2 protein-coding genes are annotated in these 3,416 nt (G+C 66.0%); both read right to left on the bottom strand.

Annotated elements, in window-relative coordinates; translation table 11 throughout:
• Positions 1-192: 192 nt before the first annotated feature.
• A complete protein-coding gene (locus tag KY501_RS52670) occupies positions 193-945 on the bottom strand; it encodes an ATP-binding protein (protein ID WP_224373217.1) in 753 nt (250 codons plus the stop codon).
• Positions 942-2,462, bottom strand: a complete 1,521-nt coding sequence (istA, locus tag KY501_RS52665) for an IS21 family transposase (protein ID WP_224373215.1) — start codon at positions 2,460-2,462, stop codon at positions 942-944. The genes KY501_RS52670 and istA overlap by 4 nt, the downstream gene beginning before the upstream one ends.
• Positions 2,463-3,416: the final 954 nt, after the last annotated feature.

The following is a 3,416-nucleotide window of genomic DNA, read 5'->3' as shown; positions in this document are numbered from 1 at the left end:
TGTCGCCACCGAGGTCGGGGTGAACCAGTTCCACCGAGATCACCGAGGACCAGTGAACCACCCGGCGATTTCAGAGCAGTTCTCCGCCCAAGCCGACAGCGCCAAGAGTGCGCAGGGCCGATGCGCTCGTCGGAGACGGTGCAGGCGGGCTGAAGACCTCGCCGGTCGAGGGCGGAGCACGGCCGCTGGCCGTCAGGTCCGAGCGATACGGTAGCCCTTTCCGTCCATGAGGAAGGTCTCCGCGCGCTCGGTGAGACGCTCGGCAATGACCTGAGCGTTGAGTGCGTCAGGAAACACCTTCGGCCAATCCTTGAAGGGCCTGTTGGTGGTGATGCAGGTCGATCGGCGGTGGTCGTAGCGCTCGCTGATGACTTGGAAGGCCAGCTTGGCCTGAGCCGCATCCATGGAGAGGACAGCGAAGTCATCGATGACAAGGAGGTCCGCGCGGACGTAGCGGCGCAGAGCGCGTTCCAGGCCCCCGTGGACCTCGGCGCCATGAAGCTCGTTGAGCAGGCGCGCCGCACTGACGAGGGCGACACGGCGGTTGGTCTGGCACACGCGCCAAGCCAGAGCTCGAGCCAGGTACGTCTTGCCGGTACCCGGCAGCCCGATAAAGAGCGGGTTGAGGCCTTTCTCAAGGAAGGTGACGTCGTGCAGCGCGAGGTAGCGGGCTTTCAGCTTCTTGCGCACGGGATCGAAATCAAAGTCGAAGCCATCAACCGTGTTGATCTCCGGGAAGCGGGCGCCCTTGACCTTGGCAGTGACGGCACTCTTGAGTCGGCTGGTCTTCTCTTCGTCGCAGAGGCGACTGACGACCTCGCACGCGGTGAGGTTGTCTCGCCCGGCTTGCTCGAGCAGGGCGCGAAGCGTGCCAGCCATGCCGGGTAGCCGCAGCCACTTGAGCTTCTCGCGCACCAGCTCGATGGCGTCGTCTTCGGGCTTCACGAGTCGACCTCCGCTTCATCGCTTCGCTGCGGTGCACGCGTGAGCGAGGGCGGAGTGAGGGTGTCGTAGATGGACAGATCCGGCTCTGGCAGGCAGACCTCGTCGAACTCGGGCCGACCCAGCTTCAGCGGTGCTGCGCCTGGAACCAGGCCCTTCTTCTGCCGCAAGACGTACTCGACGTAGTCGGCACCGACGTGGCCGGACTGCATGACGTCAGTCATGGCCTCGGCCGTCACTTGGGAGCCATACACCTCGGCCAGGAAGACCAGGCGCACCGTCTCGCGGTGCAGAGACTTCGTCCCTGCGGCGGCCACTTTGAAGTAGCGCTCAGCCACTTCGCCCATGGCCTGCAACATCGGTGGCAGGCCCGGTCGGTGAGCGCCCGGCTTGGTTTGAAGCGCAGCCTGTCGGTGTGCCGCGTCTTCGATGTCCTGCCCCACGCGCCAATCGCGGCGATGACGGGCCACCTCCTTGGGCCCCAAGAACATGCGCACCGAGTCGTCATCGGCACGCACGACCACGGACTGTCCCACCAGCCGTGGAGGGACTGAGTAGGTGTTTCTGTCAAAGCGGACCCGGAAGGACTTCGTCACTGCGGCGCTTTCAATGTCGTCTGTCTCGAAGGGAGTTTGGGGCAACGGGTGCAGCGCCGGCCGCTCTTCATGCTGGAAGACAAGGGCAGGCACCTTGCCCGTCACCTCGTGCACGCGGTTGTTGGCGAACTCGTCCCGCCACTTCGTCGCCTGGACATTCAAGTCCAGCAAGTCGGTGAAGCGTCGGCCTGGCCAGAAGCGCTCGCGAATGAAGCCGATGGGACGCTCGACCCGCCCCTTCTCATTGCCGCGCCCCACGTTGCAGGCCCTCACGGCGAAGCCGCGGCTGCGCGCGTACTCCAGGAAGGTGCTGTTGAAGACGATGCCTTTGTCCGTGTGCTGCAACACCACTGTCCTCATGTTGTCGAAGATGTCCACGTGCGTCGTCCCACCAAAGAAACGCAGGCCCCTCTCCATCCGTCGCAGCAGGCTGCCCATGGACTGGCTCAAGGCGAATTCGAGGTACAGGTAGCGCGAGTGGCACAGCGCCATGACGAAGGCGCTCACCCGGCGCGGTACGCCGGTCAATGCGAAGCCGAAGTCGGCCCAGTCCACCTGCACTGCCTCCCCTGGCATGAACCTCAGCGTCAGGAAGGCCTCGCGCGGGCCCGGTCGCAGCCGCCTCAGCCTCTCTCGCAGGATGCTGATGCCGCCCTGGTAGCCTGCCTCTCGCAGCTTCTCCAACACCGCGGGGGCCTTCAACTCGGGCGTCTCGTCCAACAACGCCTTGAGCGTAGCCTCGTACGGCGTCAACAACGAGGTGCGCGGCGCAGGTGCCGACTGCGGCTTCTGTGGCGCACTGCCCACCCACTTGCGTACCGTGTTTCGCGAGATGTGCAGCCGCTGGGCGATGGCTCGCTCCGACAACCCGTCCACCAACCGCAGCTTGAGCACCTCCGCCTGCCGCTCATCACCCACCGGCATGATGGCTCCCGGGCCCGCGCTCCACCCAGCTCACGCTCAGCTCCTTCCTCTGCGCGGCAGGCTCCGCGCGCCGCCACGCGCTCCTGCGGCGCTTCTCCCTTTCGGCCGCAGAAAGCACATTGCTCGGGTGGTCGTGCCGCGCCCTCTGACTCGGTGGCATCTGAAACCCTCGCTGCTTCGGCGGGCCGCGCTGCTTCAACGGCCTGCCGGTGAACGACTGTCTCAGCTGCTTGCAGCTCGCCTCGGCTCTCGGGTGCCACGGCATCGAGGAGACCTCTCTCTTCCACATGCGTGCCCCCAAGTGCCCTGCCCACAAACTTTTCGGAAGACTGATCCCCCACGCGCTCTCGGCGGCGCACGCGTCGTGCACGCTCCGCGTCACGATGGTCGGCGCGCCCTTCAGGCGATCGCCGGTGCCGCCGGCGCGCTGCGCGAGCCGACGCCTGGCGAGCCTGCTCCCTGCACCTGGCACCGCAGTACCGCCGACCCCGGTCACACGGACGGCACACCACAAAGCGCCTGCCACAATGTCTGCACTCGCGTCGTCGAAGCTCCACCTGGGCAGTGGCCGAGAACTCGACAGCGGGCCCTGGCAGCCTCAGTCTCAGCCACCTCGAGACACGGCGGCTCCACCCGCTGGGCGGCCTGGCCTGTCCCCAGGTCGCCCGTCTCTTTCACTGCGGCGACAGCCTCAACCCGGCACCACCCTTCTGCCAGTTTCCATCCGCGGCTCAGGGCGCCTCCGCTCGCTGCGCTCGCTCCGGCGCAACGTCACCTCATGTGCAGTCAGCGAGAGGCCATGACTGTCAGCGATGAATGGCTCTCGCGCCCCGGTGCACGGTGGCTCTCGTGCCCCTCGGTGATTCGGTGGATCTCAGGGCTCCGGTGATCTGATGGATCTATGGTCCTCGGTAAGATCGGTGGAAATGGCACCAAACCTCGTCGGTGGTGACA

It is taken from the genome of Hyalangium versicolor, from assembly GCF_020103695.1.
Classification (GTDB): Bacteria; Myxococcota; Myxococcia; order Myxococcales; family Myxococcaceae; genus Hyalangium; species Hyalangium versicolor.
Note: the sequence above shows the minus strand (reverse complement) of the source record. Positions and strands in the feature narration are given on the sequence as shown.

Excerpts from the sequence above, each read along its gene's own strand:
- istA (WP_224373215.1), bottom strand. The coding sequence starts at position 2,462 with ATGCCGGTGGGTGATGAGCGGCAGGCGGAGGTGCTCAAGCTGCGGTTG.